This is a genomic window from Deltaproteobacteria bacterium, assembly GCA_016223005.1.
Taxonomy (GTDB): Bacteria; Desulfobacterota; GWC2-55-46; order UBA9637; family GWC2-42-11; genus JACRPW01.
On the sequence record JACRPW010000093.1, the window covers coordinates 1 to 4,524 of the forward strand.

General features: G+C 39.3%; 4 protein-coding genes. All 4 read left to right on the plus strand.

Annotated features, from left to right (window positions below; genetic code table 11):
• The coding region (locus tag HZC45_09265) for a hypothetical protein (GenBank protein MBI5683328.1) at positions 1-1,062 on the plus strand (1,062 nt) is incomplete at its 5' end.
• Between the two features lie 3 nt (positions 1,063-1,065).
• On the plus strand, positions 1,066-2,373 hold the full coding sequence (locus HZC45_09270; protein ID MBI5683329.1) for a sigma-54-dependent Fis family transcriptional regulator: 1,308 nt from the start codon (positions 1,066-1,068) through the stop codon (positions 2,371-2,373).
• Between the two features lie 458 nt (positions 2,374-2,831).
• Positions 2,832-4,178 carry an alginate export family protein gene (locus HZC45_09275; GenBank protein ID MBI5683330.1) on the plus strand — a complete coding sequence of 449 codons (1,347 nt, stop codon included), beginning with the start codon at positions 2,832-2,834 and terminating at the stop codon, positions 4,176-4,178.
• Positions 4,179-4,281: 103 nt separating this feature from the next.
• Positions 4,282-4,524, plus strand: a 243-nt coding sequence (locus HZC45_09280; protein MBI5683331.1) for a hypothetical protein, incomplete at its 3' end; no start/stop codon positions are given.

The window sequence follows — 4,524 nt, forward strand, 5'->3', positions numbered from 1 at the left end:
ATTATAGACAGGGATCACCGTATTGAGTGGATGAATAACAAGGCGGTTGAATGGCTGGGCAACCTCAAAATAGGAGAAAGGCGAAAATGTTATAGGACCATAGCATATTCTACAAGTTTCTGTAATGTATGTCCTACCGGTAAAACACTTGACAGCGGAATACCAACCCATTACGAATTTCATCTCCCCACTGACATATTTCTTGAATCACCCAAAAACAGAACCAAAAACAAAAAACCTACTGATTTTGAAGTAATAGGCATCCCTGTATTTGATGAGTATGGCAATGTATTAAGGGTCTTGGAACTTATTCTTGATGCTACTGAAAAATCTATTAAGAGGATAAGATCAGAGGAACTGATGGCACAGATAGAAAAGATGGCTGCAGTAGGACAACTTGCAGCAGGGGTTGCCCATGAATTAAACACACCCCTTGCAACAATATATATCATATCTCAGGAGTTAAGATGCATAATGGATGGAATGGCAAAGGGTAAAATTAAAAAAGAAGAAATGAATGATTATCTTGAAGATATAGATGGTGAAATCAAAAGATGTCAGATAATCATAAACGACCTTTTAAGTTTTTCTAAAAAGGTCGAGCCAGAATGGATGGAGACTGATTTGAACAAGGTATTAATAAATGTTGTGCATCTTATTCAAAAGGGAGAGATTTATAAAAATGTATACATAGTGAAAAAGTTGGATAAATCTCTCCCTGTTATAAATACCGACCCCGAAAGATTCAAACAAGTTGCATTTAATATCATTAAAAATGCTGCAGAGGCTGTAATGGATAGAAAAGACGGCAATGTTTTGGTATCTACGAAAAGAGATGGCTGTTTTATTAAGGTCATTGTCTCGGATAATGGAGATGGGATATCAAGGGAAAACTTAAAAAAGATATTTGAGCCGTTCTTTACTACAAAACCTGTTGGTAAGGGCACAGGGTTGGGACTTTCTGTTAGTTATGGGATTATAAAAAATTTAAAAGGAGATATAAAGATAGAAAGTGAGGTTGGGGTTGGCACAAATGTTTCTATCTCTTTACCTATTGAGTAGCAGATGAAAATACTTATAGTTGATGATGATGAGGTTTTTAGAAAGCATGTAACAAAAGCCCTTGCAAGAAGGGGTTATGGGGTTGGTGCTGCTGCGAGTGGAGAAGATGGTGTGCAGATTGCGGAAAATGAAATCTTCAATATAGCCTTTATAGACATGAATATGATGGGACTAAACGGTATTGATGTTATAAGAGAATTGAAGGAGATACAACCAGCATTAAGATGCATTATTCTAACCGGATATGGAAGTATATCAAATGCTGTTGAGGCTGTGAAAGCAGGCGCATACAACTACCTCACAAAACCATGCAGTATAGATGAGATAGAGGAGAGTATTATAAAGGTTGATACTGCAAAGATTTCAAATGAAGAAGATAAACTTTGCTTGGGAAATTATCACGGCATTGTTGGTAAAACCAGCGGGATACAGAGGGTGATTTCTACCATTCATAAGATTAAGGATTCCATGCTCCCTGTTCTAATCTGCGGCGAGAGTGGAACAGGTAAGGAACTCACAGCAAGGGCACTGCATTTTGACAGTCAAAGAAAGGAAAAGCCTTTTGTTGCAATAAACTGTGCCTCTCTGAAACCGGAACTTTTAGAAAATGAACTATTCGGTCATATAAAAGGGGCATTCACAGGCGCTGTAGACAGCAAGAACGGACTTTTAAAAGTGGCTGATGGCGGAACATTGTTTATTGACGAAATAGGAGACATGAACCCTATCATTCAGGCAAGCATGTTAAGATTCCTTGAAACAGGTGTATTCAGACCCCTGGGTTCTACAAGAGAAATAAAGGTTGATGTAAGGATAATAGCGGCTATAAATAAGAATATAGAAGAAGAGGTAAAGGCAAAGAGGTTCAGGCACGACCTCTACTACAGGTTAAATGTATGCAGAATTGATATTCCGCCTTTAAGGGAGAGAAGGGAGGATATACCAGCCATTGTAGATTATTTCCTTAAATCATCCTCTATAGCAAAGGAAAGATCAATTACACTTTCCAATAGTGCAATTGATGCAATGCTATCATATAATTGGACAGGAAATATCCGGGAACTTTTTAATACACTTAACAGGGCAATCCTTCTCTCTAATGAACCTGTCATAACATGCAGGTCTATAACATCCCTTCTTTCTTCCAAATCAAATGTTGTTTCAAAACCATCTATGCTTTATGAAATGGAAAAGAAATGTCTCCTTGAAAACCTGAATGCCAATAAGTGGAATATAACCCTAACTGCAAAACTGCTTGGCATAGACAGAAGAACCCTCCAGAGAAAGATTTCAATGTATCAGTTGAGATAATACATTTTTGCCACATGTGGCAAAAATATCCAAACCTCTTTATATCCAATCAGAACCATTGTTTTTAGGTCTATATTAAAATGATACCAGCCATCCTGCCATACCTTAGCATATATAATATTACCCAACTTCCATTCTAACCTGTTGAAAAATAAGGTAATTATTATTACATCGTCTTTGGCATACCATATGCAATTTTCATTTCAAAGGGATTGAAGCTAAAAGTCTCTTCGATCCTCCTCCCTTGAAGAGTGGTGGTGGCTTCCACCACTCTTCAGGACATCTAATCGTCGCAGAGGAATCTATCTGAACTCTGCGAATAATTGGTGGGTATAGCCCATCCATTTCTAAATCTATTATAGAAAGGCAGGTGATGTAAAAAGAAAATAAGATAAGTAGTAAATTTGTATAAGTAACAAAATAAGTAACAAAATTACAATTGCAAAAAGGGAGGAAACATGAAGAAACAATGGATTTTAATACTTGCAGCAATTGTTATATCTGCATGGGTAATTCCTGCTTATGCTGCTGAGTTGAAAACCAGCGGTCATTACAGGGTAAGGGGATTTTCAGTTCAAAACATGACAAGCGGTAATGCCCTTCAGTCAAGAGGTGCTGATGAGCAGTGGTCTTTTGCAGACCACAGATTCAGGCTGAATTTAGATGTATCAGAAGGACCTGTTATGGGAAGATTGCAAATCAACTCAGGAAACTATAACTGGGGTGAGAGTCAGACATCAAGCGCATGGAATCGTGAGATGTTTCTTGTATTCCCGTTAGGCGGTGCTACAGTCAAGATAGGTAAGTTCTGGGCAGAGCATCCATTTAACGGTGTCATATTCACAGGTGTCGCAGAGCAAGCATACTATATCTATCCTGTAACTTCTGACTTAACACTTATTGCTGCGTTTGTGGATGCAGATGATACTGCAGATAAAGCTATGTCAGTACATGTGCTTGTTGGTATATACAAACCTAAAGCTTCTATCTTTAGCGGGGCATTTGGTTTCTATCATGGGACACTTAATGATAGTTCTGGATCAACATATGTACTAAACGCATCTGGTTTGCCTGGAGCTACTACACTAACTAATCAATATTATGTAGAAGGAAGACCGATGTGGCTTGCAGGCCAAATTGATGCTGCACAAGGTCCTTGGAAGGTAGGTCTTACAGGTGCCTCTCAGTTTGGTGATGTGGATGTAACCATACCCGGAGGTGCTGTATTAACTAATAATTTAACAGGGTATGCCTTTGATGCAAGGGCAAGTTATGATTTTGCAAAGGCAGGCGGTCCCCCACTTACACTTGAGTTGGTAGTTGGCTATGGTTCTGGCGATGATAATGCTAATGATAATGACATAAATACCTTCACAGGACCACTCCCATCTTATACCCATACCGCCATCTTCCTTGACCAAGGTGATGCAGGAGAAGGTGGTGCCCAGCTTAGACATGCTGGACGCGCAGATCTTCTTAACACTCATAATGGTATTGGCAACCTTAAGTGGATCGGTTTAAAGGCAGCATATAAGGCAACAGACAAGACCACGTTCAAACTTACCGGAGCATCCTTCTATCTTGCTCAAGAGAAGGTAACAGGCGGAACCTCTTATCAGGATAGTGAACTAGGGCAGGAGTTGGATGCTGCACTTGTCCATAATCTGGCAAAGGGTCTTAACCTGACACTCTCAGGTGCATGGTTTATGCCTAATGCAAAAGGCTGGACAACAACAACTGCTGCTACCACAGCATCAACCGATACCATTTCCGAATATATGGCAAAGCTGCAGTTTGACTTTTAATGTAGGAAGGGCCTTGCCCTTCAAATAAAAAAAAGGGCAGTCATGGACTGCCCTTTGCTTAAAATTAAAAGGGGACTAAAAAGACCTTAAAAGGAAGAAATATATGTCAAAGAAGATAATCATGGCAGTTTCCATTGTGCTTGTTTTTGCCTCATCAGCCTTTGCCCTTGAGGAGAATGTATATCGGCAGTTTATGGGTTTGGATTCAAGGAAGGTTGTGTGGTTTCTGGCCCAGATGCATTTGTATTTTGGGGCATTTGTATTGGGCGTGCCTTTATTTGCAGTCATAATAGAAATAGTTGGCTGGCGGAGTAAAGACAAGAAGTTTGATAAACTTGCCTATGAG